1 pseudogene is annotated in these 289 nt (G+C 54.7%); it reads right to left on the minus strand.

Annotated features, from left to right (window positions below):
- Nucleotides 1-289 (minus strand): annotated as a pseudogene (locus tag M6G53_RS25285) (IS4 family transposase); the annotation flags it as partial.

The raw sequence follows: 289 nt of genomic DNA on the forward strand, positions 1-289 counted from the left end.
TTTCCCTCATCCCTCTCAGATGCTTAGGTATATTGCCCGGCGCTCCTCTGTCGCTGACCCTCACCTGAGATACCAACAGATTCAGGGCTGCCACAAAGCTTATCCGACGCGGCAAAACACCCGCCTCATCCGCAATGTCTGTTATTTCCTTCCTTAACAGGTTATAGCCCACCAGAATGCCCCACAGCTCCTGTTTAACCCCCTCGGGGAAGCGGCTTCTCAATGTGACTTCCCCCTTTAACTGCCGCCGTTTCAGTTCACCGTAGCCCAGCTCAATCTCCCAGCGGGT

The sequence above is a fragment of the Serratia nevei genome (assembly GCF_024160145.1).
Lineage (GTDB): Bacteria > Pseudomonadota > Gammaproteobacteria > Enterobacterales > Enterobacteriaceae > Serratia > Serratia nevei_A.